Annotated in this window: 23 protein-coding genes; 10 read left to right on the top strand and 13 right to left on the bottom strand. The window is 63.0% G+C overall.

Translation table 11 applies throughout. From position 1 onward, the window contains the following. Positions 1 to 137 precede the first annotated feature (137 nt). Positions 138 to 1,067 carry a LysR family transcriptional regulator gene (locus BLT00_RS15090; RefSeq protein WP_092147108.1) on the bottom strand — a complete coding sequence of 310 codons (930 nt, stop codon included), beginning with the start codon at positions 1,065 to 1,067 and terminating at the stop codon, positions 138 to 140. 113 nt (positions 1,068 to 1,180) lie between these two features. On the opposite strand from BLT00_RS15090, the gene BLT00_RS15085 reads away from it, so the two are divergent. Then, positions 1,181 to 2,194, top strand: coding sequence for a zinc-binding alcohol dehydrogenase family protein (locus BLT00_RS15085; RefSeq protein ID WP_092147105.1), 1,014 nt, complete (start codon positions 1,181 to 1,183; stop codon positions 2,192 to 2,194). A gap of 174 nt (positions 2,195 to 2,368) precedes the next feature. Continuing rightward, positions 2,369 to 2,539, top strand: a complete 171-nt coding sequence (locus BLT00_RS31880; protein ID WP_170845930.1) for a hypothetical protein — start codon at positions 2,369 to 2,371, stop codon at positions 2,537 to 2,539. A gap of 1 nt (position 2,540) precedes the next feature. On the opposite strand, the gene BLT00_RS15080 is transcribed toward BLT00_RS31880, so the two are convergent. Both BLT00_RS15080 and BLT00_RS15075 read right to left on the bottom strand, forming a co-directional pair. Beyond that, on the bottom strand, positions 2,541 to 3,743 hold the full coding sequence (locus tag BLT00_RS15080) for a multidrug effflux MFS transporter (RefSeq protein WP_092147103.1): 1,203 nt from the start codon (positions 3,741 to 3,743) through the stop codon (positions 2,541 to 2,543). Positions 3,744 to 3,838: 95 nt separating this feature from the next. Beyond that, entirely contained in the window at positions 3,839 to 4,036 is a 198-nt protein-coding gene (locus BLT00_RS15075; RefSeq protein WP_092147100.1) for a heavy-metal-associated domain-containing protein, read from the bottom strand. Positions 4,037 to 4,184: 148 nt separating this feature from the next. On the opposite strand from BLT00_RS15075, the gene BLT00_RS15070 reads away from it, so the two are divergent. From BLT00_RS15070 to cueR, 3 genes are all read left to right on the top strand, one after another. Then, complete coding sequence (locus BLT00_RS15070; protein ID WP_092147097.1) at positions 4,185 to 4,568, top strand: hypothetical protein; 384 nt, start codon at positions 4,185 to 4,187, stop codon at positions 4,566 to 4,568. A 104-nt stretch (positions 4,569 to 4,672) separates the two neighbouring features. Next, on the top strand, positions 4,673 to 7,066 hold the full coding sequence (locus BLT00_RS15065) for a heavy metal translocating P-type ATPase (RefSeq protein WP_092147095.1): 2,394 nt from the start codon (positions 4,673 to 4,675) through the stop codon (positions 7,064 to 7,066). Beyond that, positions 7,063 to 7,476, top strand: coding sequence for a Cu(I)-responsive transcriptional regulator (gene cueR, locus BLT00_RS15060; RefSeq protein ID WP_063323097.1), 414 nt, complete (start codon positions 7,063 to 7,065; stop codon positions 7,474 to 7,476). Before BLT00_RS15065 ends, cueR begins: the two co-directional genes overlap by 4 nt. A gap of 291 nt (positions 7,477 to 7,767) precedes the next feature. On the opposite strand, the gene BLT00_RS15055 is transcribed toward cueR, so the two are convergent. Together BLT00_RS15055 and BLT00_RS15050 are read right to left on the bottom strand one after the other, a co-directional pair. After that, a complete protein-coding gene (locus BLT00_RS15055; protein WP_079301706.1) occupies positions 7,768 to 8,661 on the bottom strand; it encodes a PA4780 family RIO1-like protein kinase in 894 nt (297 codons plus the stop codon). Between the two features lie 239 nt (positions 8,662 to 8,900). Beyond that, on the bottom strand, positions 8,901 to 9,692 hold the full coding sequence (locus BLT00_RS15050) for an AraC family transcriptional regulator (protein WP_072340309.1): 792 nt from the start codon (positions 9,690 to 9,692) through the stop codon (positions 8,901 to 8,903). A 79-nt stretch (positions 9,693 to 9,771) separates the two neighbouring features. Here BLT00_RS15050 and BLT00_RS15045 point away from each other — a divergent pair, with 79 nt between their 5' ends. After that, a complete protein-coding gene (locus BLT00_RS15045; protein ID WP_092147093.1) occupies positions 9,772 to 10,800 on the top strand; it encodes a bile acid:sodium symporter family protein in 1,029 nt (342 codons plus the stop codon). Here the strand turns inward: BLT00_RS15045 and BLT00_RS15040 are convergent. Then, entirely contained in the window at positions 10,787 to 12,064 is a 1,278-nt protein-coding gene (locus BLT00_RS15040) for an acetyl-CoA C-acetyltransferase (RefSeq protein WP_063323100.1), read from the bottom strand. The genes BLT00_RS15045 and BLT00_RS15040 overlap by 14 nt on opposite strands. A gap of 194 nt (positions 12,065 to 12,258) precedes the next feature. Between BLT00_RS15040 and BLT00_RS15035 the strand changes: the two genes are divergently transcribed. Together BLT00_RS15035 and BLT00_RS15030 are read left to right on the top strand one after the other, a co-directional pair. After that, on the top strand, positions 12,259 to 13,611 hold the full coding sequence (locus tag BLT00_RS15035) for a 3-oxoacyl-ACP reductase (RefSeq protein WP_092147091.1): 1,353 nt from the start codon (positions 12,259 to 12,261) through the stop codon (positions 13,609 to 13,611). Between the two features lie 2 nt (positions 13,612 to 13,613). After that, positions 13,614 to 14,468 (top strand): MaoC family dehydratase, encoded by an 855-nt coding sequence (locus BLT00_RS15030; protein ID WP_092147090.1) that lies wholly within the window; start codon positions 13,614 to 13,616, stop codon positions 14,466 to 14,468. A gap of 78 nt (positions 14,469 to 14,546) precedes the next feature. Here BLT00_RS15030 and BLT00_RS15025 read toward each other — a convergent pair whose 3' ends face one another. Genes BLT00_RS15025 through BLT00_RS15010 form a run of 4 tightly spaced genes read right to left on the bottom strand, consistent with a single transcriptional unit; the run spans position 14,547 to position 16,803 of the window. Beyond that, entirely contained in the window at positions 14,547 to 15,101 is a 555-nt protein-coding gene (locus tag BLT00_RS15025; protein WP_092147088.1) for a DUF4136 domain-containing protein, read from the bottom strand. A gap of 20 nt (positions 15,102 to 15,121) precedes the next feature. Beyond that, entirely contained in the window at positions 15,122 to 15,739 is a 618-nt protein-coding gene (locus BLT00_RS15020; RefSeq protein ID WP_092147086.1) for a DUF4136 domain-containing protein, read from the bottom strand. A 12-nt stretch (positions 15,740 to 15,751) separates the two neighbouring features. Continuing rightward, on the bottom strand, positions 15,752 to 16,501 hold the full coding sequence (locus BLT00_RS15015) for a methyltransferase (RefSeq protein ID WP_063323105.1): 750 nt from the start codon (positions 16,499 to 16,501) through the stop codon (positions 15,752 to 15,754). Beyond that, complete coding sequence (locus BLT00_RS15010) at positions 16,498 to 16,803, bottom strand: MazG-like family protein (RefSeq protein WP_003186192.1); 306 nt, start codon at positions 16,801 to 16,803, stop codon at positions 16,498 to 16,500. Before BLT00_RS15010 ends, BLT00_RS15015 begins: the two co-directional genes overlap by 4 nt. A 164-nt stretch (positions 16,804 to 16,967) precedes the next feature. On the opposite strand from BLT00_RS15010, the gene BLT00_RS15005 reads away from it, so the two are divergent. Both BLT00_RS15005 and BLT00_RS15000 read left to right on the top strand, forming a co-directional pair. Beyond that, positions 16,968 to 17,261 carry a hypothetical protein gene (locus BLT00_RS15005; protein ID WP_018607618.1) on the top strand — a complete coding sequence of 98 codons (294 nt, stop codon included), beginning with the start codon at positions 16,968 to 16,970 and terminating at the stop codon, positions 17,259 to 17,261. A gap of 277 nt (positions 17,262 to 17,538) precedes the next feature. Next, on the top strand, positions 17,539 to 18,888 hold the full coding sequence (locus BLT00_RS15000) for an MATE family efflux transporter (RefSeq protein ID WP_092147084.1): 1,350 nt from the start codon (positions 17,539 to 17,541) through the stop codon (positions 18,886 to 18,888). Between the two features lie 3 nt (positions 18,889 to 18,891). Here the strand turns inward: BLT00_RS15000 and BLT00_RS14995 are convergent, their stop codons facing one another. From BLT00_RS14995 to speA, 3 genes are all read right to left on the bottom strand, one after another. Further along, positions 18,892 to 19,689 (bottom strand): DUF4123 domain-containing protein, encoded by a 798-nt coding sequence (locus BLT00_RS14995; RefSeq protein WP_092147082.1) that lies wholly within the window; start codon positions 19,687 to 19,689, stop codon positions 18,892 to 18,894. Further along, a complete protein-coding gene (locus tag BLT00_RS14990; protein WP_092147080.1) occupies positions 19,686 to 20,993 on the bottom strand; it encodes a type VI secretion system Vgr family protein in 1,308 nt (435 codons plus the stop codon). Before BLT00_RS14990 ends, BLT00_RS14995 begins: the two co-directional genes overlap by 4 nt. Before the next feature lie 373 nt (positions 20,994 to 21,366). Next, complete coding sequence (speA, locus tag BLT00_RS14985) at positions 21,367 to 23,280, bottom strand: arginine decarboxylase (RefSeq protein ID WP_014336393.1); 1,914 nt, start codon at positions 23,278 to 23,280, stop codon at positions 21,367 to 21,369. Positions 23,281 to 23,323: the final 43 nt, after the last annotated feature.

Below are 23,323 nucleotides of genomic sequence, written 5' to 3'. Positions count from 1 at the left end.
TCACTCCCTGTTGAATCATTCGTCTACTGCTCTGGCGCAGGCGGCCGATAGTATAAGCGGGGCGGTCGAGCTTTCCTGTCCTCCGGAAACCTTTGGAGGCGATTGTTCCTGAGGGAAAATTCTCTATTTGCCCGCGACTAATGGCCGGCCCCCGTCAAGACTGGAAAACGAGCCGTCAACTCACCGCAGCGGGCCTGGAGCATGTCCCGCAAAAGGTTGATGGGCTTGCTTAATTGCGCCCGGTGGGCACACAGCAGATTGAGGGGCGCGCGTTCGCATTGCAGGTGCGGCAATAGGATTTTCAAGCGTCCGGCCAGCACGTCCGTGGACACATCCAGCCACGATTTATAGGCAATCCCGGCACCCGCCACCGCCCAGCGTCGCACCACATCGGCGTCGTCACTGAAACGGTCGCCACTGACGGTGAGGCTCACTTCCCGTTTGCCGTCATGAAAACCCCACCGGTCATGGACCCGACTGCCCAGCATGTACAACAGGCAGTTGTGCTGGGCCAGTTGTTCCAACTGATGGGGTGCACCGTGGCGAGCCAGATAGTCCGGCGATGCGCACAGCACCCGGCGGTTATCCGGGGCAATGGGCAGGGCGACCAGGCTCGAATCTTCCGGATCGCCATAACGCAAGGCGATGTCCACCGGCTGCTTGAACAGATCGGCTATGCGATCGCCCAGCAACAGCCGCACCGTCAGCCCGGGGTACTCGCGCTGGAACGCATCCAGCCAGGGCAGCAGCAGGTTGCGTCCCAGGTCCGACGGTGCGGACAACTGCAACACCCCACTGACCTGGTCCTGGCCACTGGTCAACAACCGCCGGCCCTCGTCAAGGCTGCTCAATGCGGCCCGGGCATATTCGAGAAAGCCCTCGCCTTCGGCCGTCAGGCGCAGGCTACGGGTGGAACGGGCCAACAGCCGCGCGCCGAGGTGCTGCTCGATCCGTTTCAACGCGGCACTGGCCACCGCCGCCGACAGGTCCATGACCCTGGCCGCAGCCGAAAGACTGCCCAGGTCCGCCGCCCGGACAAACAACTGCAAGTCATCGAAGCGAAGCATGACGACTCCATTATCAAAAAATCATTGAAAGAGCCTGTTCTTTTAGCCGGTTTTATCTCGACGATAAATAGCTAAACATGGCTTCCATCGAATTCATCTCACGGAGCCGCTTCATGAAAGCCATCGCCTACTACCACTCGTTGCCTATCACTGACCCGCAATCGCTCCAGGACATCGAGCTGCCAGAACCGGTCGCCGGTCCCAGGGACCTGCTGGTGGAGGTCAAGGCTATTTCGGTCAACCCGGTGGACACCAAAGTCCGCCAGAACGTCCAGCCCGAAGACGGAGCAGCCAAGGTGCTGGGCTGGGACGTGGCCGGAGTGGTCAAGGCGGTGGGCAGCGAGGTTACGCTGTTCAAGGCCGGGGACCAGGTGTTCTATGCCGGCTCCATCGCCCGGGCCGGCGGCAACAGCGAGTTGCACGTGGTGGATGAGCGCATCGTCGGCCACATGCCCAAGACCCTCGGTTTCGCCGAAGCGGCGGCGCTGCCGCTGACGGCCATTACCGCCTGGGAGTTGTTGTTCGAGCGCCTGCAAATCCAGGAAGGCCAAAGCGACCTGGGCCAGAGCCTGTTGATCGTCGGCGCGGCGGGAGGCGTGGGTTCGATCCTGACGCAACTGGCCAGCCAACTCACCGGGCTGAAGGTGATTGGCACCGCGTCCCGTGTGCAGACCCAGGATTGGGTACACAGCCTGGGGGCCGACCTGGTGATCGACCACAGCCAGCCATTGAGCGAAGTGTTGAAAGAAGCGGGCCAGCCCCAGGTGACTCACGTCGCCAGCCTGACCCAGACCGACCAGCATCTGGACCAGTTGGTTGAAGCCCTCGCGCCCCAGGGCAAACTGGCGCTGATCGACGATCCCAAGGCGCTGGACGTAACCAAGCTCAAGCGCAAGAGCCTGTCGTTGCATTGGGAATTCATGTACACCCGCTCGCTGTTCGAAACGGCCGACATGCTTGAACAGCACAAACTGCTCAACCGCGTGGCCGCCCTGATCGACGCAGGCACACTGAAGACTACGGTTGGCGAACATTTCGGCACCATCAACGCCGAGAACCTGCGCCGGGCGCATGCCTTGCTGGAAAGCGGCAAGTCCAAGGGCAAGATTGTGCTCGAGGGCTTCTGACAGCAGGTCGAAACACTTCACCTGTGGAGAGGGAGCTTGCTCCCTCTCCACAGGTGTTGCATTAACTTGGGACCGCACCGTCAGTCCGAGAATTGATCCTTGTCACAATTGCGATCGCATTCGGGTCTACACTCGAGGCCTTTGCAACGCAATCTTTTCGTGAGGAGGTCAGCAATGAAGATCCTGATAAAAGAAGTGGCAAAATCCCAGTGGCAAGTGCGCCTTGACCAGCACGTCGTCACCTTCCGTACCGAGGCCGAAGCCCAGGCCTTCGCCAGCACCCTGCAAGCGCGGATCCTCGCACCCCATCATTTCCCCGAACAACAGCAGCGCGCGGTCGGCTGAGTCAGCCCTCGCGACTGGCCTGGGCCAATGCCCGGGCATTTTGCAGGCGACGAGTCAGCATCGCTGCGCCCACCACCAACAGCCCGCACAGGCTGATGACCAGCGCCATTGGCACGGCGGTGCCGTTATGCAGCGCCGCCACCAACGCGGCTGCTCCGGCGGCGACGGAAAACTGCAGGCATCCCAGCATCGCCGAAGCACTGCCGGCCCGGGCGCCCTGTCCATTCATGGCGCAGGCCGAGGCGTTGGGAAGGATGCACCCCAGGCTGGCGATGCAGATAAACAGCGGGAGCAGCAGCGGCCACAACTGCGCAGGTTGCAATGAACTGACGGCCAGCAGGCTCAGCCCGGCGCCCAGGTAGACCCATACCGCGCGGCTCAGCAGGAACGCCGGGCCGCGCTTGGACAGCAGCCGGGCGTTGACCTGCGCAACCAGGATGAAGCCCGCCGCGTTGGTGCCGAACAGCCAACCGAAATGTTCGGCCGGTACACCGTAGAGCTTGATAAAGACGAAAGGCGAACCGGCGATGTAGGCAAACATCCCAGCGATAGCGATCCCCCCCGTCAGCGCATGGCCGAGGAAGACAGCGTCGGTCAATAACCGGCCATATTGGCGCAACGCCCCCGACAACGGTTGCCGAGGCACATAGTCCGGCAAACTTTCCGGCAGCCACAAGGCCACCGCCGTCGACGCCAATGCACTGAACAGGGTCAGGGCAATGAAAATTGACTGCCAGCCATGCAGGTTCACCAGCAACCCGCCCAGCATCGGCGCGAGAATCGGCGCCAGGCCCATCACCAGCATCAACTGCGAAAACACCTTGGCCGAGCCCACCGCGTCGCATTTGTCGCTGACCACCGCCCGCGAGATCACCATCCCGGCGCATCCACCCAGGGCCTGGACGAAACGGGCGCCGATCAGCCATTCCAGGCTCGGCGCATAGGCGCAGGCCAGGGAGGCCAGAGTGAACAGGCCGACGCCAGTCAGCAGCGGAATGCGCCGCCCGAACCGGTCCGCCACCGGCCCATAGGCCAGTTGCCCGATGGACAAGCCGAGGAAATAGGCCGCCAGGGTCAACTGGATGTGTTTTTCATCGGTACCGAAGGCCGTGGCCATCGCTGGAAAGGCAGGCAGGTAGAAGTCGATCGCCAAGGGACCGAAAGCGCTCAAGGCGCCAAGAATCAGAATGGTACGGAGGTTCATCGGGCGTCCAGCTCAGGCGTCGTTCGACAGCCCGACAGTCTAGCCGTGCCGGACGCTCTTGAACATTCCGGTAGGTCGCTAACGATTAAAAAACTTCAAGCAGGGCTGGCCTCATAGCCCTCCTCCTCGATGGCCGCGAGCACCGCATCGGCCGGCAACGAACTCTGGACCTGGACAGTCTTGGCGCCCAGGTCGATTTGCACATCGGCCGCCGGGTCCTTGGACTTGACCGCCTGGGTGATGGCCTTGACACAGTGACCGCAGGACATGCCCTGGACATTGAAAGTTTGCATGAGATAACTCCTTGGGATTGAGGTTGCCAGCAGTCTCAAGCTTGCCATCATGGCAAGGTCAAGTTCTGACAAAAACTGCCGGGCTGGCAATCGGCATCGCGCTCAGCCAAGCTGCACACATCAAGGATTTAACACCGGAGGTTCAGCCATGCGCTGGTCAGCGTTCAGCCTGTTTTGCATGCTCGGTTTTTCAGCGGTGGCGCCCCAGGCATCGGCCGCCGGCGAAGACTACGGCGTGTTGATCATTTCTCGCGAGCGCCTGGAAGTGGCGACCAGTTGCGAAATCGGCATCTACATCCAGGATCAGCTCTCGGCCAGGCTGTTCCAGGAGCAAAGCACCTCGTTCAACCTGCCGCCGGGCCAGTTCTCCTTGCGCCTGAAGTTGCTGCCAGGCCAGGCACAGGGGTGCAACCCGGGCATGCTCGCGCCAGGGTCGCAGAACATCACCCTCAAGGCCGGTGACATCTTGAAGTTCCGCATCGCCATGACTGAACAAGGCATGTTCCTCAAGCAGGCGGGGCTCGGTTACTGACACGCCACTTGAACTTGTGGCTCGCTCCCACAGAGGATTGGCGCTTGACCTTGCCAACATGGCAAGGTTGATCCTGTAGTCATTCACTACAGGGAGCGTGACCGATGTCCGAATCCACCACATTCGATCTACCCATTGCCGGCATGACCTGCGCCAGCTGCGCCGGACGGGTCGAGCGGGCCTTGAGCAAAGTCACCGGTGCCAGCGCCGTCAGCGTCAACCTGGCGACGGAACTGGCGCGTGTCCAGGCCCCCGAAGGTAGCCTGCCGGCCTTGAAGCAGGCCGTCGAACAGGCAGGCTATAGCGTTCCGGTACACACCCTGGAACTGAACATCGAAGGCATGACCTGCGCTTCCTGTGTCGGCCGGGTCGAACGCGCCTTGGGCAAGGTCGACGGTGTGAACAGGGTCAGCGTCAACCTTGCCAATGAGCGGGCCCACCTCGAACTGCTCGGCCAGGTGGATCCACAAAACCTGATCGATGCGATCAAGCGCGCCGGCTATGACGCCACTGTCTGGCAGGCCGAACAGCCCGCCGACACGCAGGCCAACCGTCTGAACCGTGAGCGCCTGATATTGGCGCTGGCGATTGCGCTGTCCGTGCCGCTGGTACTGCCGATGCTGCTGCAGCCGTTCGGCGTGCATTGGATGCTCCCGGCCTGGGTGCAGTTCGCCCTGGCGACGCCGGTGCAATTCATCTTCGGTGCGCGTTTCTACGTCGCCGCCTTCAAGGCCGTGCGTGTCGGTGCCGGGAACATGGACCTGCTGGTGGCCCTGGGCACCAGCGCCGGCTACGGCTTGAGCCTTTATGAATGGGTGATCGCCCGCCCTGGCGGCATGCCGCACCTGTACTTCGAAGCCTCGGCCGTAGTGATTGCCCTGGTACTGCTCGGCAAATATCTGGAAAGCCGCGCCAAGCGACAAACCGCCAGCGCCATCCGCGCCCTCGAAGCCTTGCGTCCGGAACGGGCGATCCAGGTGATCGATGGCCAGGAGCGGGATGTTGCCATCAGTGCCCTGCGCTTGAATGACCTGGTGCTGGTCAAGCCCGGCGAACGCTTCCCGGTGGACGGCGAAGTACTGGAAGGCCAGAGCCACGCCGACGAAGCGCTGATCAGCGGCGAAAGCCTGCCGGTGCCCAAGCAGCCCGGCGACAAAGTCACCGGCGGCGCCATCAACGGCGAAGGTCGGCTGCTGGTACGCACGCTGGCCCTGGGTACCGAAACCGTCCTGGCGCGCATCATCCGCCTGGTAGAAGACGCCCAGGCCGCCAAGGCCCCGATCCAGAAACTGGTGGATAAAGTCAGCCAGGTGTTCGTACCGGTGGTGCTGGTGCTGGCCCTGGCGACGCTCATCGGTTGGTGGCTGTACGGTGCGCCACTGGAAACCGCGCTGATCAACGCCGTCGCCGTGCTGGTGATCGCCTGTCCCTGCGCCCTGGGCCTGGCAACGCCCACGGCGATCATGGCCGGCACCGGCGTGGCCGCGCGCCACGGGATTCTGATCAAGGATGCCGAGGCGCTGGAGCGTGCCCATGAAGTCAACACCGTGGTGTTCGACAAGACCGGCACCCTGACCTCCGGCACACCGCGCATCGCCCACTTGACGGCCCTGGAAGGTGATGAAGACGCGCTGCTGAAAATGGCCGGCGCCCTGCAACGCGGCAGCGAACACCCGCTCGCCAAAGCCGTACTGGATGCCTGCGCCGAGCGCGGCCTGGATGTGCCGGATGTCAGCGACAGCCAGTCCCTGGCTGGACGCGGTATCGCCGGCAGCCTCGACGGACGCCGCCTGGCCCTGGGCAATCGACGCCTGCTGGACGAACTGGGCCTGGCCCCCGGCTCGCTGGCCGAGTCGGCACAGGCCTGGGAGACCGAAGGCCGCACGTTGTCCTGGCTGATCGAACAAGGCGCGACGCCTCGGGTGCTGGGCCTATTCGCCTTCGGTGATACCCTCAAGCCCGGCGCCCTCGCTGCCGTACAGGCCCTCAATGAGCGCCACATCGCCAGTCACTTGCTCACGGGCGATAACCGGGGTAGCGCCCGGGTGGTGGCCGAAGCGCTGGGGATCACCCAGGTCCATGCCGAAGTGCTGCCGGCGGATAAGTCCGCCATCGTCCAGCAGTTGAAAACACACTCGGTAGTGGCGATGGTCGGCGACGGCATCAACGACGCCCCGGCCCTGGCCGCCGCCGATATCGGCATTGCCATGGGCGGCGGCACCGACGTGGCGATGCATACCGCGGGCATCACCCTCATGCGCGGCGATCCGCGACTGGTGCCGGCGGCGCTGGATATCAGCCGCAAGACCTACGCCAAGATCCGCCAGAACCTGTTCTGGGCGTTCGTCTATAACTTGATCGGCATCCCCCTGGCGGCGTTCGGTTTTCTCAACCCGGTGCTGGCCGGCGCGGCCATGGCGTTGTCGAGCGTCAGCGTGGTCAGCAATGCGTTACTGTTGAAGTTCTGGACCCCCAAGCAGTTGGAGGACAAGCGATGAACATCGGCCAAGCGGCCCGCCAAAGTGGCCTGAGCGCGAAGATGATCCGTTACTACGAGTCCATCGGCCTGCTCAAGGCCGCCCATCGCACCGACAGCGGCTACCGGATCTACGGCGCCGATGACCTGCACACCCTGGCGTTCATCAAGCGCTCCCGCGACTTGGGGTTTTCCCTGGAAGAGGTCGGCAAATTGCTGACCCTCTGGCAAGACCGCCAGCGCGCCAGCGCCGACGTCAAGGCCCTGGCCCGGCAACACATCGATGAGCTGAACCAGAAAATCCGCGAACTGGCCGAACTGCGCGACACCCTCCAGGACCTGGTGGAACACTGTCACGGCGACCACCGTCCGGATTGCCCGATCCTCAAGGAACTGGCGTCGGGGTGCTGCCAGGAAAACGCCCCCCTCTGACATTCCCAGTGGGAGCGCGGTGGGTCTAGGATTTTGCAGTGCCTACAACAAACCCGGCCTTGGCCTAATGCTATTCATTCAAGAAAATGAGGGACCTGTGGCGAGGGAGCTTGCTCCCGCTCGGCTGCGAAGCAGTCGTAAACCGACGGGAGCGGTGTGTCTGACGCTGCGCATTTGGCAGGGTTAGGGGGCCGCTTCGCGGCCCAGCGGGAGCAAGCTCCCTCGCCACGGGTTTGTCGATGGCCTCAAGTGAACAGCATTACGGCCTTGGCCGGGTTTCTGGTCAACCGATCATTGCATCCAAGGCGGAGGCGGCTCTTCAGCTTTGCCCGGCGGGGCATCATCGGCGGCGCGGACGGCCTGGCGACGTTCCTCGTCCAGGCGCGCGGCCTCGATCTCGCGCATGATCCCGCCGACATCCGCCAGCTCTTCCGGCTCGTCGAACTCGCCGGTTAACACACTGGCCGGATGCAAGGTGCCGGCTTCATACAGCGCCCACATTTCCTTCGCGTACTTGGTGCGCTTGAGCTCCGGAGCGAACCGGCCGAAGTAGGACGCCATGTTGCCCACGTCCCGCTCCAACATGCTGAAAGCATGGTTGTTACCCGCCGCATCCACGGCCTGAGGCAGGTCGATGATCACCGGCCCGGTCGGCGTGAGCAGGACGTTGAACTCCGACAGGTCGCCGTGCACCAGACCGGTACACAGCATCAGCACGATCTGGGAAATCAGATAGGCGTGATATTCACGGGCCTGGTCCGGCTCCAGCACCACGTCGTTCAGACGCGGCGCTGCATCGCCGTACTCGTCGGCCACCAGTTCCATCAGCAGCACGCCTTCAAGGAAGTCGTACGGCTTGGGCACGCGCACACCCGCGCTGGCCAAGCGGAACAGTGCCGCCACTTCGGCATTCTGCCAGGCGTCCTCGGTTTCCTTGCGCCCGAACTTCGAGCCCTTGGCCATGGCCCGGGCCTGACGGCTGTTGCGGACCTTGCGGCCCTCCTGATATTCGGCCGCCTGACGAAAACTTCGCTTGTTCGCCTCCTTGTAGACCTTCGCGCAACGTAGCTCGTTGCCGCAGCGCACCACATAAACAGCTGCTTCTTTACCACTCATGAGTGGGCGCAGCACCTCGTCGACCAGACCGTCCTCGATCAGGGGTTCAATGCGTTTTGGAGTCTTCATCAGCTTTTATTGTGGGTCCTTTATTACCAAACACGCGAATGACAGTCGTTATACGGCAATCCTTCCTCCACGGGGAGGGGTTGCCGACCTATGAACTTGCGATGCACACAATGTGCCTGATTAATCGACCGAGCCGAATCATAGCCGAGACCGGACTTGGCGTTGGCAACTGAATGCGAAGGCATTTGCGACAAGAGCTGACAGCCGTGCCTACCGTCGGTTGTAAGCGATGCGACGACTCAATGCTTGAACAGTTCCCCCGGCGTAAAGCCGAACATCCCCTTGAACGCGGCAATGAACGCGGACGTTGAATCATACCCACAGGACAACGCAGCGCTGGTGACGCTGTCGCCCTGCTCCAGCGACCCCAGGGACGACAACAGGCGCATGCGCTGGCGCCAGGCGCGAAAGCTCAGGCCGGTCTCGCGCTGAAACAGGCGCATCAGGGTTTTTTCCGACGTACCCAGACGCTCAGCCCAGGCGTGCAAGGTGACGTTCTGCTCAGGCTGTTCGATCAACTCGTTACACAGCCCCAGCAGACGGGCATGTCGCGGCAGCGGCAGGGAGAATCCCACTTCCGGCAGGGTCGCCAGTTGGTCCAGCAACACCTGCACCAACCGTTGTTCCTGGGTATCGCCTTGCGGGTAATCGACCGGAAGCTGACAGAACACCTTGATCAACTCACGGGCCAGTGGCGTGACTTCCAGCACCCGACAGCGTTCATCGGCCCAGGGGCAGGCGTGACGATGGACATACAGGCTGCGCATTTCCGCCCGGGTGGAGGTCACCACCTGATGTTCCAGGTCGGCCGGGATCCAGATGCCCCGTTGTGGCGGGGCAAAGAAGCTACCCGCGGCGGTGTGTACGCCGAGAACGCCGCTGATGGCGTAGGAAAACTGCACCCAGTCATGACGATGGGCTTGCGTCCAGGAACCGGCGCTCAAGCTTTCGACGCGGGCATACAGCGGCCTCGGCAATTGCGCCAGGTCGGGGATACGTCGTTCCAGCTGCTGGTGTCCGTTAGGCGGCATTGATTGGCCTTATGTCGCAAGACGACTAGTGAGGACGACGTTAGGCTAAGTCGACTTTTCTTACAACTTGCGGTGCCCTATGCATATCCTCAGACACCTCAAACGCATGGTGACCGACTGGTTCCTGTGCGGCATGGTGCTCGCCACGCTGCTGGCGTACTTCTTTCCCACCTTTGGCGCCACGGGCGGTGCCATGCATGCCGAATGGGTGGTCAACATCGGCATCTTCGTGGTGTTCTTCCTGCACGGGGTCAACCTGTCCGGCGAACAGATCCGCCACGGTTTGAAGAACATCCGCCTGCATGTGATGGTGCAGGGTTTCACCTTTGGCGTGTTTCCATTGATCTGGCTGATCAGCCACTGGCTAGTCGGCAGCCATGTGCCTGCGCTGTTGATGCTGGGGTTCTTCTACCTGTGCGCCCTGCCCTCGACGATTTCTTCCTCGGTGGCCCTGACTGGCAGTGCAAAAGGTAACGTGCCGGCGGCGATTCTCAACGCGAGCCTGTCCAGCGTACTGGGGATTTTCCTGACACCGCTGCTGGTCAGTTTCGTGGTCGGCAGCGGCGCCGGAGGTATCGACCTGGGGTCAACCTTGCTCGACCTGTGCCTGATGTTGCTGCTGCCACTGGTGCTGGGGCAGTTCCTGCGGCGTTGGCTGGCCGGCTTTTTCGGTCGGTATAAACGCTACACCAGCATCATCGACAAGCTGGTGATCCTGCTGCTGGTCTACGCGGCGTTCTGCAACTCGATGGTATCCGGCATCTGGCAACAGCAAGGCCACGGTGTGCTCTTGAGCGCAGTGCTTGGCAGTGCCGTACTGTTGGCGATCATCTTGTGGGCGACCACCCGCACCGCCCGCACCCTGCACTTCAGCAGCGCCGATGAGGTTGCCGCGGTGTTCTGTGCCAGCAAGAAATCCCTCGCCGCCGGAGTGCCCATGGCGGCGTTGATTTTCGGCAACCATCCCGGCCTGGGGCTGATCCTGCTGCCGATCATGATCTATCACCCGCTGCAGTTGATCGTCTGCTCGATCCTCGCCGAGCGCTACGCCAGCCATCACCGGGAACTGGCGTCCCGCCAGGACGGCGCGGTCCTCAACGCTCGATAATCGCCGTCACCCCCTGGCCTGCGGCGGCGCAGATGGAGATCAAGCCGCGACCTCGCCCGGCGGCATCAAGCAACTTGGCGAGGTTGGCGACAATGCGCCCGCCCGTGGCGGCAAACGGGTGCCCGGCGGCCAGGGAACTGCCCTTGACGTTCAACCGGCTGCGGTCGATGGACCCGAGTGGCGCGTCGAGGCCCAGGCGCGTCTTGCAGTAGTCCGGGTCTTCCCAGGCCTTCAGCGTGCATAACACTTGGGCGGCGAACGCTTCATGGATCTCGTAGTAATCAAAGTCCTGCAAGGTCAAGCCGTTGCGCGCCAGCAACCGCGGCACGGCGTAGACCGGGGCCATCAACAGTCCTTCGGCGCCATTGACGAAATCCACCGCCGCCGTTTCGCCGTCGCGCAGGTACGCCAGGATCGGCAGGCCTCGGGCCTTGGCCCACTCTTCGCTGCCCAGCAGCACCAACGAAGCGCCATCGGTCAGTGGCGTGGAGTTGCCCGCCGTCATTGTGCCCTTGGCGCTTTTTTCGAAGGCCGGCTTGAGGGCAGCGAGTTTTTCCAGGGTCAGGTCCGGGCGCAGGTTGTTGTCCCGGGTCAGGCCAAGAAACGGTGTCATCAAGTCGTTCTGCCAACCTTCGGCATAGGACGCGGCCATTTTCTGATGGCTTTCCAGGGCCAACTGGTCTTGCGCCTCCCGGGGGATCTGCCAGGTCTGGGCCATCAATTCGCAATGCTCCCCCATGTTCAGGCCGGTGCGCGGTTCGTTGATGCGCGGCAGGTCGGGGACGAGGTGCTGGGGACGCAGTTGCAGGAAGGTCTTGATCTTGTCGGCGGTGGTCTTGGCGCGATTGGCTTGCAGCAGGATCCTGCGCAGGCCTTCATTGACCGCGATCGGTGCATCCGAGGTGGTGTCGACGCCGCCGGCTATGCCGCTGTCGATCTGCCCCAGGGCGATCTTGTTGGCCACCAGCAGCACCGTTTCCAGCCCGGTGCCACAGGCCTGTTGTACGTCATAGGCCGGCGTCATCGGTGACAGCCGCGAGCCGAGCACGCATTCGCGGGTCATGTTCATATCCCGGGAGTGCTTGAGCACCGCACCGGCAGCCACTTCGCCGATGTGCAAGCCATGCAGGTTGTAGCGTTCGATCAGCCCCTCGAGGGCAGCCGTCAACATCGCCTGGTTGCTGGCGGTGGCATAGGCCCCGTTGGAGCGGGCGAACGGAATGCGGTTACCACCGATGATCGCGACGCGGCGTAGTTGTGTCATGAAGAACTCCCCTGTGTAGGTCTAGTGCCCTATGAAGACTCAACCGAACGCTGTGGGAGCAAACTTTGCTCTCACAGGAATTCGGTGCCCTGGAAAAAGCGCTCCCGCTCAAGCTTAGGCTTTATCTCGCCAATCGAACGACTGATTGCCAATCATGGTCCACACTTGGAACCTCATCAGCCGGAGTGTGTTCCATGTCTGACCGTTATATCGACTTCGCCAATTCGCCCATTGGCCGGCGCATGGTCGGGTCCCTCGGCCTGCCATCGCCGGTGCGCCTGGAACGCTGGCAGGCCGGGCGCCTGCGGCCGATCGAAGGCGCATTGCTGCTGGGCGGCGGGCCGTTGACCGAACAGATCGGCACGTTTGCCAAGCGCCTGACCGACAGCATTTTCATCTATGGCGGCGAGCCGACCCTGGCCACCGAGTGGATCCCCGGCCATGGCCCGAAAATCAAGGCGGTGGTGTACGACGCCAGCCATTTGCTGCAGATCGACCAGCTCAAGCAGTTGCGGGAATTTTTCCAGCCGCTGATGAAAAACCTCGACCACAGCGCCCATGTCGTCATCCTCGGTCGCGCGCCGGAAAGTCTTGCCGACCCATTCGCCGCCAGTGCCCAGCGGGCGCTGGAGGGTTTCAGCCGTTCCCTGGCCAAAGAGCTGCGCCACGGTGGGACGCTGCAACTGCTGTACGTCGGCGACGGCGCCGAAGCCCAGCTGGAAGGTGCACTGCGGTTTTTCCTGTCGCCCAAGAGCGCCTTCATCTCCGGGCAGGTCATTCGCCTCAACGCCTGTGACACCCAGGTCCAGGACTGGACCCGACCACTGACTGGGCTCAAGGCACTGGTCACCGGTGCAGCCCGCGGGATCGGCGCCTCCATCGCCGAAACCCTGGCCCGTGATGGCGCCGACGTGATCCTGCTGGACGTGCCGCAGGCCAAGACCGACCTCGACGCCCTGGCGGCTCGCTTGAGCGGGCGCAGCGTCACGCTGGACATCTGCGCCCAAGATGCCGCGGCACAGCTGATCGAGCACCTGCCCGACGGCGTCGATATCCTGGTGCACAACGCCGGCATCACCCGGGACAAGACCCTCGCCAACATGACCCCGGAATTCTGGGACGCGGTGCTGGCCGTGAACCTCAATGCCCCGCAAGAATTGACCAAGGCCCTGCTCGACAGCGGCACCCTGCACGACAATGGCCGCGTCGTTCTGCTGGCCTCCATCAGCGGCATTGCCGGCAACCGTGGGCAGACCAACTATGCGGCGAGCAAGGCCGGGCTGATCGGCTTGGCCCAGGCCTGGGCACCGTTGTTGCAACCACGGGGCATCAGCATCAACGCCGTGGCGCCGGGTTTCATTGAAACGCGCATGACCGCCGAGGTTCCCTTCGCGCTACGCGAAGCCGGGCGGCGCATGAGTTCCCTGGGCCAGGGCGGCCTGCCCCAGGATGTCGCCGAAGCCGTTGCATGGCTGGCGCAACCGGGCACGGGTGCCGTGACCGGCCAGGCCCTGCGGGTATGCGGGCAAAGCCTTCTGGGAGCGTGACCATGACGATCCAATGGCATGAAGTCAGCAGCCCGCCCTCCATGTCCGGGCTTTATTCGAAAGCGGCGACACGGCGCAAGGTCACCGGAACGACCCTGCCCGAGGAAGGGCTGCGTCAAGTGCTTCAGGTCGACCCGCAACGCCTGGCGGCCTATCGCAAAGTCTGCGGGTTCGTCGATAACGGACTGCTGCCGCCGACCTATCCCCACGTCTTGGCGTTTGCCCTGCAAATGCAATTGCTCACCGCGCGGAATTTTCCATTTCCACTGCTGGGGCTGATCCACTTGAGCAACCGCATTCGTCTATTGCGGCCCATGGGCGGGGTTGGCCAAGTGCGTGCCAGCGTCAATGTCGAGAATCTTCAAGCCCACCCCAAGGGCGCGGTATTCGACCTGGTGACCCGCCTCGATGACCAGTTGGGGCCGCTATGGGAGGCCCAGAGCCAGATGCTTTGCAAAGGCGTCCAGCTCGACGGGGCACTTGTGGAGGACTCACCGCAGGCCAGCCTGCCCTTGATTGAAGTCGCGCACTGGACTGCACCGGCAGACATCGGGCGGCAATATGCCAAAGTGTCTGGCGACTACAACCCCATTCACCTGAGCGGCATCAGCGCCCGGTTGTTCGGCTTCCCCACCGCCATCGCCCATGGCCTGTGGAACAAGGCCAGGACCCTCGCGGCGCTGGATGATCACTTGCCCGAGGCCAACATCGAGATCGAGGTGACCTTCAAGAAACCGGTACGCCTGCCCAGCGAAGTGACCCTGCTGTCCAGCGCGGCGGGGTCCAGTGGGCAACTGCAACTGGTGGGGGCCGGGGCGCTGGAGCATATGGTGGGAGAGTGGCGGCCGGTGACCTGAGCAGCCCCCCCTAATGTGGGAGCGAGCTTGCTCGCGATGGCAGTGGCTCAGCCTCCCCCCATCTTGAATTCGCCGTGCTCAGCGCGGCGGGTAGTTGGACAGGATCCGCCCAACCGTCTCGCGCACGGCGGTGTTGCGGTCAGCCGGGTTGGGGGAGTTGCTGAGCAGTTGTTCGTCACTGCCACGCCACACCAGCTTGCCGTCCTTGCCATCGAGCAGGTCGATCTGCACGGTGGCGACCTTGTAGCTGATGTTGCGGGTTTCGTTGTACATCGGCCCGCCCCAATAGCCATTCCAGGGGCCGCCCCAGCCGCCGCCGTAGTGGGTGGTGACCTGCTGCTGGCGGTCCTCGACGATCAAATAGGCCTGGACCAGCACATCGCCATGCCCGCCAGCCGCCGGACGCAAGCCGCGCTGGTCGAGTTGATCGGCAACCGCCTGGCGGATCCGCTGTTCGGTCAGGTCGCTCTTGATGCGAGGGTCATCGGGGCGATATTGCAGCGCCGGGTCTTTCCAGCTCCAACTGCGATACGCCGCGAAATCGCGGCTGGTGTCGAAATCATGGTTGACCTGATTAGAGGCACAAGCGCCCAACAATAGGGTGAAGGCCAGTAGAGCAAGACGGCGAAACATGGTTTTACTCCGTTGCGTAATCAACTTGGAGGATACGCCGACATGGCTTTTTCCACTGCAGCACGAATGGCATCGGTGCGCTCGCTTTGACTGCCCCGCTGGCCGGTCTCGGCGCTGGCGCTCCATACCGGTTGCCCCGTGCGGGCATCGAACAGATCCACCCGCACCACCACGACCTGCTCCTGATACGTGCGCACCATCGGCACCGAATGGTACATCCCATAACCCGGGCCATAGCGGTCATAACGGTTATAGCCGCCGTAGTAACCGGCATCATAGTCATCCCGAACCTGGCGCACGCGGGTTTCCAGACGCAGGTCGGCGCTGACGAACAGGTCGGCGGGCCGGTTGTCATGCAGCGGGCGCAGGCCACGCTGGTCCAGGGCATTGCTCACCGCTTCGGCCACTTGGGCCGAATCCGCCCAGGCGGAACCCGACGGCAGGCGCCCGTCGCGCCAAGCCCAACTGCGATAGCGCCCATAGTCACGGGGCGGCGCAGGGTAAGCGCTGCGGTCGAACACCGTGGCGGCCTCGGCCGGTGCCGGCGGCAGTGGATTGGACGTGGCGACATAGGGGTTGCTGCCCTGGCAGGCCGCCAGTCCCAGGCACAGCATCAACAACCCTGAACGACCTTTCATTTCGCTCTCCGGTCACACTGGACGGCAGATCCAGTGCAGATAACGTCCCAACCCGGCAAACGCCGGATGGCGACGGTGGGCCAGTTCCATTTCCAGCAACTGCGCAAGCTCCACGCGGCCCTGGAACTCTACCGGCATATAGTCATGGAAAACCCGCACACCACTCTGGTTTTCGACCTGCCACAGGCCTTCAAGTTGCGCCGCCAACTCTCGTGGATCAAGAGGTTGTTGCGGCGTCAGGCTCTGTTTTTCGCCGGCCATGTCATTTTTGCGCAACTTGCGAAAATGCCCCTTGAGCAGGTTGCGATAGACCAGCGCGTCGCGGTTGTAGAATGCCAGGGACAGCCAGCCGCCAGGGACCGTGAGTTGATGCAGCACTGGCAGGATCGCGTGAGGTTCGGCCAGCCATTCCAGCACCGCGTGACACAACACCAGGTCGTAAGGTTCGGTGAGCTGGCCGAGCAGGTCCTGCCACGGCGCCTGGATGAACGTGGCGCTCTGGCCCGCCTCGGCAAAGCGCTGGCGGGCGCCTTCGAGCATGGGCTCGGCCGGCTCGGCCAGGGTCACCTGGTGACCGCGTTCGGCCAGCCACAACGACATGTGGCCCAGGCCGGCGCCGATGTCCAGCACGCGCAATGGACGCTGTGGCAAGGCTTCCAGCAGATCGGCCTGAAGCACCGCCAGGCGGATCGCGCCCTTGGCCCCACCGTAGATTTTTTCGGCAAAACGCGTGGCGAGCTGATCGAAATGACGGTCGCTCATTGGCCGAACCGCCGTTCGCTGTCAGCCAGTTTGCTGCGCACCACGGCGTCCATGTCCAGGCCCAGTTCGCTGCAAAGCAGCAACAGGTACAACACGATGTCACCGACCTCCTGCCCGGCGTGGGCCAGTTTGTCCGCCGGCAACTGGCGCGACTGGTCCTCGGTCAGCCACTGGAAAATCTCCACCAGTTCGGCCATTTCCACACTGGCGGCCATGGCGAGGTTTTTCGGGCTGTGGAATTGCCGCCAGTCGTTACGGTCACGAATGGCATGCAGGCGTTCGGTCAGTTCAACAAGGTTCATCGGGTTCTCCTGAATGCGCATAGCTTCAGGGGGATGACCTGGGAAGGCAAGAGTCTCGGTACGAAGCGACAGTTTGCCCCATAATCGAACCAACTCGGCCGCTACAGCTCCTACAATCAGGAGCCAACGGCTCAGCTCAGATCCCCTCCCATCAGGATGCACACATGCAGGCAGAAAGCTTTTTCGAATGGCTCGGCCAGGCGCTCGGTTCGGTGATCCGTTTCATCGTCGACCTGCTCAGCGGTCTCTTCAACACCCTGGCCAATGCCGGCGGCAATTTTGTCGATGGGCTGTCACGTACCCTGGGCATGGACACCTCGATCATCAGCATCATCGCGCTGATCCTCGGGCTGATGTTGCTTTACTCGGCGATCCGCGCGTTCATGCGGGCCTCGATCGTCATGGGCATCATCTGGCTGGTGCTGGGGTTGTGGTTGTTGAGCTGGATTATCCACTAGCACTCGGATCGCTCCCCACCACAGAGCCCGCGCCGGACACAGCACCTGTGGCGAGGGAGCTTGCTCCCGCTGGGTGGCGAAGCCGCCCCAAATGGGCTGACGCAATCTTCCAGACACATCGCGCCAGCCGGCTTTACGACTGCTTCGCAGCCGAGCGGGAGCAAGCTCCCTCGCCACAATGAGTCCGAAGTCACTTTGGAGAATTGCGTGTTCCCCTCCGCACCGGGCACGATCAATTCAGGAACCCGCTACAATCGCGCTCCATCAAGGAGCCCGCATGTCCAACCTGACCACCGACTGGCGCGACCGCCTTACCCATCGCCGGGTCTGGGCGCTGGCTGCGCCAATGATTCTCTCGAACATTTCCGTACCGCTGGTGGCCTTGGTGGACAGTACCGTCATCGGCCATTTGCCCCATGCCCATCAGTTGGGCGCGGTAGCGGTCGGGGCGAGTTTGTATACGGTGCTGGCGTGGGCCATGGGTTTCCTGCGCATGGGCACCACCGGGTTCGCCGCCCAGGCTGCCGGGCGCGGTGATGGGGCGGCGTTGCGACAAGTGCTGCTGCAAGGGCTGCTGTTGGCGATAGGGTTGGCGGTACTGCTCGCTGCCGTCGGCGTGCCATTGAGCGACGTAGCGTTGCACTTCATGCAGCCGTCCGCCGAGCTCAACCAGTTGACCCAGGATTTCTTTCACACCCGGCTGTTCGGCCTGCCGGCGGCGCTGGCCAGTTATGCGCTGGTGGGCTGGTTCCTCGGTGCCCAGAATGCCCGGGCCCCGCTGGCGATCCTGTTGGTAACCAACCTGATCAACATCGCCCTGAACCTGTGGTTCGTGATCGGCCTGGACTGGGGCGTGACCGGTTCGGCCCGGGCGTCGGTGATCGCCGAGTGGACCGGTGCGCTGGTCGGCCTGGCCCTGGCTCGTCACACACTCCGCGCCTGGCCTGGACAGATTGCCTGGGCCGCCCTGGGGGTGTGGCAGAGCTGGCGTCCGCTACTGGCGGTGAACCGGGACATTTTCATCCGCAGCCTGGTGCTGCAAGCGGTGTTTTTCCTGATTACCGTGCAAGGCGCACGCCTGGGGGATGCGACCGTGGCGGCCAATGCCCTGCTGCTCAACGGCCTGTTGCTGACAGCCCATGCCCTGGACGGCCTGGCCCATGCCGTCGAAGCGCTGTGCGGCCATGCCATTGGCGCGCGCGACCGCCTGGCGCTGCGTCGCTCGCTGGTGGTGGCGTGCGGCTGGTCGTTGATCGCAAGCCTGGGCTTTGCACTGCTGTTCCTGCTCGCCGGCCACCTGTTCATCGACATGCAGACCGATATTCCTGACGTGCGCGCCACCGCTTATCACTACCTGCCCTACCTGGCCGCCTTGCCGCTGATTGCGGTCTGGAGTTACTTGCTCGACGGGCTGTTCATTGGCGCCACCCGTGCCCGGGAAATGCGCAACGGCATGCTGCTGACCCTGCTGCTGGTGCTGCCCATCGCCTGGGCGCTGCAAGGGCTGGGCAACCATGGGCTATGGATAACCTTCCTGCTGTTCATGGCCCTGCGCAGCCTGACCCTCGGCGCTTTCGCCTGGCACTTGCAGCGGCACGATCGCTGGCTCGGCGCATCAGCCCACTAACGCTCAATCCTGGCTGCCCTGCCAGCGCCGGCGCAGATGCTCGAACCGCTCGCGCTGCGAACCACCCACCAGGCCAGGCACTGGCCGGGCATCGGGGTATTGCAGGCGTAGCCACAGCCAGTCATCGAGCACCGCCCGCTCGGTAAACCCCAGCGTCAGGCCCTGCTGCAAATCCCCCCAGAGCCGCTGGTAATTACATCCGGTGGAGCGGCACCATTGCCAGGCGTGACGCTCCAGCAGGCACCGTTGCAACTGGTCCTGCTGCCGGTCGCTGAGCCCATGCTCTTTCTCCAGCGCCGCCACCGGCAGCCCAGGGTTGGACAGTTGTTGCCAACCCTGGCTGCCGATCGCCCGGTCGGCCCAGGTGCCACCAAACCAGCGCAACAAACTGATCGGGCCCAGCCAGCAACTGAGTTCTTGAGGGTCGCAACCGTCGAAGAAATAGCTGGCGATGTACGGATTGTAATAGCTCAACAAAGCTTTGTGGTGCAGACCCAGGGTCACCGTCAGCATGCGCCGCAGATGCGCCAGCAATTGCGCAGCAGGCGATGGGCTGACCAACAACAGCCCCGGCCAGGAACCTGGGTCCAGGTGACAAAGGCTGGCCAGCGCAGGCGAATGGCGCAGATCCACCAACAGCGGACCGTGCTCTCGCAGCCCATGCAGCTCGGTGTTTTCAAACAAGGCAAAGCACCGGGCCTTGGCGAACTGCGCGCGCACCAGCCGCGCAGCGCCAGGCGCACTCGGTACGTCGAGCAGCAGCCATTGCGGCGGTGATCCAGACAGGGGCGCGGCGTTCATCGAGCGACACTCGCGCCACGCCGCATGAGCATACGGCAGGTGCACAGTGGCTGGGAGCAGGGGCTGAAAGGCCCGCCTTCGGGCAACAAGCACAACAAGACCAGCGGCTCGGCATCCCGGATTGCAGACAACAGAAACGGATCGGCAACCGATGGCCCACGCGTTTCGCCTGTGGATGACTCATCCACAATCTCTACTGAGGCAGGCGCATCCAGAAATGCACTGATCATTGGCCGATCCGGATCGCCTTCGATAAAGCTCACCAGCACCTCGGTGCCGTCACTCAAGGCGCCCGCCACGCCCGGGACCAGTTCGGGCGCCAAAGGCAGCCAGCAATGACTGGGGCTCGCGCCTTCGCCCTGGTAGAGCCAGTCAAACTGCACCGCCACGCGCCCCGCTCCCAGCTCCGACGGCTCGTCCACCGCCACGACCCAGCCACGTTGCCGGCTCACCATGCGCGGTTTTACCGGGACCTCCTCCGGCACGAACAGCACGCCCCGGGGAATGGCCCTGAAATGATTGCCGTACCCCCCCGCCTGTGCGCGGTGCTCGACCTTCGTCAGCAGCCAGCGCCGGTTCCAGTCGGCAAACGGATGGCCCGTCAGCTTCAGCACCTGACCACCGTGCAGGCTCATCAAGTCGCTGCGCCCCTGGGCGACCTGCTCCTCCGACACATCGGTTTGCACGCTGAACGAGCGCACCGCGGCAATCGGGTCGTCGTCCGCGTAGACCGCCTTACCGGCAGGGGGAAAACTGTGTGGATTATCAGCGAACACCAGGCAATGCCCGTCCCGGGTGTGTTCGAAATGAAAGTGGATACCCGCCTGGGCGCATACGCGCTGCAGGAACTGCAGGTCCGACTCTCGATACTGGGTACAGAAATCCTGCGGTGGATAATCACCACTCAAATCCAGGCACAGGCTGCGGCCAATGATGTCATGGGCCTTGAGCACCTGGCGAATGATCTGCGGCACCGAGCGGGCGCTGAAAACCCGCTGGCTGAATCGCTGCGCCAGACAGGCCAGCTTCGGCCCGATACGCACCTGGCAGCCGGCGCCATGACTGTGTTGGACCAACTCATGAAGCTGCCCATGAACACCTCGGCCCGGGGCCCCGAAACTCAACCAGACGCTGCGGTACAACAGGCCCGCCAGGTCCAGGTTCGCGTCGCGCAACGACAGCTGCGCTTCATAGACGAAGGGTTCGCTGATCGCTTCGCTACCCGTGAAGGCCACGACGTCAACAGGCTCGGGCAGACCGGCTATCTCCAGACGAAAGGCTGGCTCGCTGGCTGGATCGGACATCGGCGTTTCTCTACAGGAGGGGCGGTCGGGGATTCTCGCCGAGAGCCATGGCCGAGTAGAGGGGCCAAGTACAAGTTAGGAAAGGGACTACACGAAATAAGGACATCGCCGGTTAAACGCACCGATGTGCGGAAACAGCGGCGGCACACATAAAAATGCCCTTCAGGACTGTCCGAAAAAACCCGCAGCATGCGGTGTATTTTTCTGACAGCCCTGGAGGGCGGTGTTAATCGGTGGAACAGACGCGCCCCTGTGGCGAGGGAGCTTGCTCCCGCTGGGCTGCGTAGCAGCCCCCTTTTGTGAGCGCTTCGCACTCAAGCGGGAGCAAGCTCCCTCGCCACAGGTCCGCCGGCACGGAACCGGCATCAGTCGATCAAGACGACAGGTAGGAGGAACGCGTCAGCCCCAGGCGCAAGGCATCGAGGAACTGGGTACGTTCGGCGGCGCTGATACGGGCGCTGGCGCACTTGTCGCGGTAGTGAGTCATCAACTCCTCCGGCGACAGGTGCACGTAGCGCAGCATGTCCTCGATGGTGTCGTGGGTTTCGATACCGGCGTGGTACACGCTGCCATCGGCGTTCTGGTAGATGTTCACCGAGTCGGTGTCACCGAACAGGTTGTGCATGTCACCAAGGATTTCCTGGTAGGCACCCACCAGGAAGATGCCCAGCAGATAGTCTTCATCCGGCTTGAGAGCGTGAACCGGCAGGCTGGTCTCGATGCTCTGCTCGTCGACGTACTGCTTGATCTTGCCGTCCGAGTCGCAGGTCAGGTCTTGCAGCACGGCGCGGCGCAGCGGCTCTTCGTCCAGGCGATGCAGCGGCAGGATCGGCAACACCTGGCCGATGGCCCAGGTGTCCGGCAGGCTCTGGAACACCGAGAAGTTGCAGATGTATTTGTCGGCCAACTTGTCGTTGAGCTCATCCAGCACCTGGCGGTGCGAGCGCTGGCGCGCCTTCAACGAGTTGTGCAGGCGACGGCACACCGCGAAATAGCATTGCTCGGCCAAGGCTTTTTCGGCCAGGGTCAGCTTGCCGTCGGCATATTGGGTCGCCACGTCGCTCATGTAGTGGGTGGCGCGCCAGTAAGTCTCGGTGACCATCTCGATATCGGTCGGGCCCAGCAGGTCAACCAACCATTGCACGGTTTCCGGCAGTTCCTGCTTGTTGTCGATCACCGGCACGTCGTCGTTGTGTTTCTCGACGTCGGTCACTTGCACCACCAGCATGGCGTGGTGAGCGGTCAGCGAGCGGCCGCTTTCGGAGAAGATGTTCGGATGCGGCAGGCTCTGGGCATCGCAGAACTCCTTGAGCATGCCGACCACGACACCGGCGTAATCGTCCATGTCGTAGTTGATCGAGCTGGCATTGCGCGAGTGCGTGCCGTCGTAGTCCACGCCCAGGCCACCGCCGACGTCGATGTGATCCACCGGCAGGCCGAGGTTGCGCAGCTCACCGTAGTAACGGATCGCTTCCTTGAAGCCATGCTGGTAGTCCGCCAGGTTGGCGATCTGCGAACCCATGTGGAAGTGCAGCAGGCGAATGCCCTGGTCCAGGCCGGCAGCACGGAAACGCTCGACCACCGACAGCAGTTGCGCGGCCGACAAGCCGAACTTGGACTTCTCGCCACCGGTATCGGCCCACTTGCTCGACGCCAGGGATGACAGGCGCACGCGCAAGCCGACCTGCGGCTTGACCTTGAGCGTCGCGGCCTCTTCGATCACCAGGCCGACTTCGGACTCTTTCTCGATGACGATGAAGACGTTGTGACCGAGCTTCTGGCCCATCAGCGCCAGACGGATGAATTCGCGGTCCTTGTAGCCGTTGCAGACGATGGTCCCGCCCTTCGGCGCCAGGGCCAGGACCGCCAGCAGCTCCGGCTTGGAACCGGCTTCCAGGCCGATGGAGACGTTCTGGGTGGCGATGATGTTCTCGATCACCGCTTCCTGCTGGTTGACCTTGATCGGATAGAGCGCGGTGTACTTGCTCTGGTATTCCAGGCGCGCGATGTTGCTGTCGAAGGCGCCGGTGAGCTGGCGCACACGGTCTTGCAGGATGTCGGGGAAGCGCACCAGCAAGGGCAGCGACAGGCCGCTCTGGCGCAACTGATCGACTTGCTCGAACAGGTCGATGGGCGAGCTGTCGGGACCGTTCGGACGGACTTCGACGCGACCGGCTTCATTGATCGCGAAATACCCGGCCCCCCAATGGCGAATCCCGTAAACACTGCGGCTGTCCGCAACTGTCCATTGGCTGCCATCGTCTTTGCGTGTGCGTCGTACGGACATCGAAGTCCCCTATAAAGAAGTCAAAATGCACCATCCGGTCGGA

The sequence above is a fragment of the Pseudomonas sp. NFACC51 genome (genome assembly GCF_900103575.1).
Classification (GTDB): domain Bacteria; phylum Pseudomonadota; class Gammaproteobacteria; order Pseudomonadales; family Pseudomonadaceae; genus Aquipseudomonas; species Aquipseudomonas fluorescens_Q.
The sequence above is the reverse complement of the archived record's forward strand: the minus strand, read 5'-3'. Positions and strand labels throughout refer to the sequence as shown.

Excerpts from the sequence above, each read along its gene's own strand:
- BLT00_RS15065 (WP_092147095.1), top strand. The coding sequence starts at position 4,673 with ATGTCCGAATCCACCACATTCGATCTACCCATTGCCGGCATGACCTGC.
- BLT00_RS15080 (WP_092147103.1), bottom strand. The coding sequence starts at position 3,743 with ATGAACCTCCGTACCATTCTGATTCTTGGCGCCTTGAGCGCTTTCGGT.
- BLT00_RS15030 (WP_092147090.1), top strand. The coding sequence starts at position 13,614 with ATGACGATCCAATGGCATGAAGTCAGCAGCCCGCCCTCCATGTCCGGG.
- BLT00_RS14995 (WP_092147082.1), bottom strand. The coding sequence starts at position 19,689 with ATGAACGCCGCGCCCCTGTCTGGATCACCGCCGCAATGGCTGCTGCTC.
- BLT00_RS15000 (WP_092147084.1), top strand. The coding sequence starts at position 17,539 with ATGTCCAACCTGACCACCGACTGGCGCGACCGCCTTACCCATCGCCGG.
- BLT00_RS15075 (WP_092147100.1), bottom strand. The coding sequence starts at position 4,036 with ATGCAAACTTTCAATGTCCAGGGCATGTCCTGCGGTCACTGTGTCAAG.
- BLT00_RS15040 (WP_063323100.1), bottom strand. The coding sequence starts at position 12,064 with ATGACACAACTACGCCGCGTCGCGATCATCGGTGGTAACCGCATTCCG.
- BLT00_RS15085 (WP_092147105.1), top strand. The coding sequence starts at position 1,181 with ATGAAAGCCATCGCCTACTACCACTCGTTGCCTATCACTGACCCGCAA.
- BLT00_RS15010 (WP_003186192.1), bottom strand. The coding sequence starts at position 16,803 with ATGAACCTTGTTGAACTGACCGAACGCCTGCATGCCATTCGTGACCGT.
- BLT00_RS15045 (WP_092147093.1), top strand. The coding sequence starts at position 9,772 with ATGCATATCCTCAGACACCTCAAACGCATGGTGACCGACTGGTTCCTG.
- BLT00_RS15050 (WP_072340309.1), bottom strand. The coding sequence starts at position 9,692 with ATGCCGCCTAACGGACACCAGCAGCTGGAACGACGTATCCCCGACCTG.
- BLT00_RS15005 (WP_018607618.1), top strand. The coding sequence starts at position 16,968 with ATGCAGGCAGAAAGCTTTTTCGAATGGCTCGGCCAGGCGCTCGGTTCG.
- BLT00_RS15070 (WP_092147097.1), top strand. The coding sequence starts at position 4,185 with ATGCGCTGGTCAGCGTTCAGCCTGTTTTGCATGCTCGGTTTTTCAGCG.
- BLT00_RS15055 (WP_079301706.1), bottom strand. The coding sequence starts at position 8,661 with ATGAAGACTCCAAAACGCATTGAACCCCTGATCGAGGACGGTCTGGTC.
- BLT00_RS15090 (WP_092147108.1), bottom strand. The coding sequence starts at position 1,067 with ATGCTTCGCTTCGATGACTTGCAGTTGTTTGTCCGGGCGGCGGACCTG.
- speA (WP_014336393.1), bottom strand. The coding sequence starts at position 23,280 with ATGTCCGTACGACGCACACGCAAAGACGATGGCAGCCAATGGACAGTT.
- BLT00_RS15025 (WP_092147088.1), bottom strand. The coding sequence starts at position 15,101 with ATGTTTCGCCGTCTTGCTCTACTGGCCTTCACCCTATTGTTGGGCGCT.
- cueR (WP_063323097.1), top strand. The coding sequence starts at position 7,063 with ATGAACATCGGCCAAGCGGCCCGCCAAAGTGGCCTGAGCGCGAAGATG.
- BLT00_RS14990 (WP_092147080.1), bottom strand. The coding sequence starts at position 20,993 with ATGTCCGATCCAGCCAGCGAGCCAGCCTTTCGTCTGGAGATAGCCGGT.
- BLT00_RS31880 (WP_170845930.1), top strand. The coding sequence starts at position 2,369 with ATGAAGATCCTGATAAAAGAAGTGGCAAAATCCCAGTGGCAAGTGCGC.
- BLT00_RS15020 (WP_092147086.1), bottom strand. The coding sequence starts at position 15,739 with ATGAAAGGTCGTTCAGGGTTGTTGATGCTGTGCCTGGGACTGGCGGCC.
- BLT00_RS15035 (WP_092147091.1), top strand. The coding sequence starts at position 12,259 with ATGTCTGACCGTTATATCGACTTCGCCAATTCGCCCATTGGCCGGCGC.
- BLT00_RS15015 (WP_063323105.1), bottom strand. The coding sequence starts at position 16,501 with ATGAGCGACCGTCATTTCGATCAGCTCGCCACGCGTTTTGCCGAAAAA.